General features: G+C 45.4%; 2 protein-coding genes. Both read right to left on the bottom strand.

Annotated elements, in window-relative coordinates:
• Positions 1–109: 109 nt before the first annotated feature.
• Positions 110–433, bottom strand: coding sequence for a hypothetical protein (locus JX312_RS12915; protein ID WP_204458331.1), 324 nt, complete (start codon positions 431–433; stop codon positions 110–112).
• A gap of 497 nt (positions 434–930) precedes the next feature.
• Positions 931–1,791, bottom strand: coding sequence for a neutral zinc metallopeptidase (locus JX312_RS12910; RefSeq protein ID WP_204458330.1), 861 nt, complete (start codon positions 1,789–1,791; stop codon positions 931–933).
• Positions 1,792–1,966: the final 175 nt, after the last annotated feature.

Here is a 1,966-nt window from a genome sequence, read left to right as displayed (position 1 = left end):
CAAGGATATAGATCTCTGGGCCAAGGAGAATCTATCTCCGAATCGGGTGGTTCTGCGTTCCAGGACACTCAATAATGCGAGTTAATTTTGGAACATAGAACTGAACACCCTAATTAGCAATATTCCCATTTCCATCTAATGAGAATTTTTCTCCATCACTATTTTGGATTTGATCCGAAAAATATCTATATGTTACTTCTTCATCTCCATCCTCTACTACCCTACCTTCCGAATCATAACTGAACTCATCATCAATATCCACACTCCATGAGCCACTATCACCGTATATTCCAGACGAATGGCAACTGATAGAGGCCAGAACCCATTTACGTTTATTTACATCATTCGGGCCATCATCCTTACTACAGGAACTGAATCCAACCGTCAACGCACAGCAGACCATAGCCGCGCAAACAAATTTAGTTATTTTCATTTTAAAATTATATTATTATGTCTACCTGCCTAAAATTCTAAAGCAGAAGAAAAGTAATAGGTAGCTCCTGCCAAGTCGCTGAGCCAGCCTGCAAAAAAATGTACGGTATAGCAATCTAAATGGATGCATATTAAGAATTTGAAGCATCGCGGATTCCCTCTCACCTTACGGTGTTCAGGCAGGACGCGGACAATAAATCCGCACCTCATCCGCCTCATCCGCGTCTCTCCCACTATGCCATAGCATAATGGGATCCGCGATGCCGGATATCCATAATTAAAAATCCGATTTCTCTCTGCGACAAGCCAACACATAAAAAATTCCAACCATTCACAACCACGTAACAACCACTCTTAAAGATATAAAATGTTTAAGAATAAATATAAAAGTGGTTGTTACGTGGTTTTATGTGGTTGGAGTACAAATAAAATATAATTGGTTTGGACAGAGCGACAAACGGGGATTTGGCAAAAAAAACTTGGAACATAAAACTAAATTTATAAGGAGTTGTACGAGGGTGTGAAGGTGTCACCACGGGAGAGATCTCCCGTGCGGGCACCGAGCTCAAGCCAGCGCACGCGCTGGTCGGAACGTCCGTGATTGAAAGTCTCGGGAACAGCATACCCCTGCGCCTGCTTCTGAAGATAGTCGTCTCCGATTTTCGAGGCGGCATTCAATCCTTCTTCAATATCACCGGGTTCGAGACTGTTGAAAAGCCGGTTGTCATGATATGCCCACACTCCGGCATAATAATCTGCCTGCAGTTCCGTGCGGACGCTGAGTTTGTTGGATTCCGCCTCCGGCAACCTCGCCATCTCCTCATGCGCCTGGTCAAGAGTTCCCAAAAGATTCTGAACATGATGACCGACCTCATGCGCTATGACATAGGCAAAAGCGAAATCTCCTCCGGCACCCATCTGTTTCTCCATCTGCTCAAAAAAAGATAAGTCAATATACAGTGTCTTGTCTGCAGAACAGTAGAAGGGACCGACTGCCGACGTGGCATTGCCACAACCGGAATTTACAGAACCGGTGAACAGCACCATTTTCGGAGGCTCATAAGTTCGTCCTATCTTACGAAATTCCTCTGTCCACACATCTTCCGTGCCCGCAAGAATAACTTTAGCGAACTCGGCATAACGTTCCTCCTGCTCCGTAGGCACATAATTCTGCGCCACCTGATTACCGGTAATCGAACCTGCATTATTCAGCACAGACAATGGATTTCCACCGGAAATCCAAATAATCAAAGCGGTGATAATCAATCCGCCGATGCCTCCGGCACCGGCAACAAGCCCTGTGCGCCGCCCGCGCCGGTCATCCACATTCGAGCTGCTTCTTCTCCCGTCAAGTCTCATTAGCCTATAGTTTTAAGTAAGTGAACTCGTCTTGACTTATTTTTTCTTAACATCAGCGAGATATTTCCGAGGTGTTTTCGACACTCGAAGAGCCGGCAACCTTTCGGTTGGCGGTGATGAGAGGGGTGAAAACAACCGGAAAGATCCGCTGAGGTTGAGAAAAGAATTAACAATA

This window comes from Barnesiella sp. CU968 (assembly GCF_905219685.1).
GTDB lineage: Bacteria > Bacteroidota > Bacteroidia > Bacteroidales > Muribaculaceae > Lepagella > Lepagella muris_A.
This window is presented reverse-complemented; position numbering and strand designations above follow the sequence as displayed.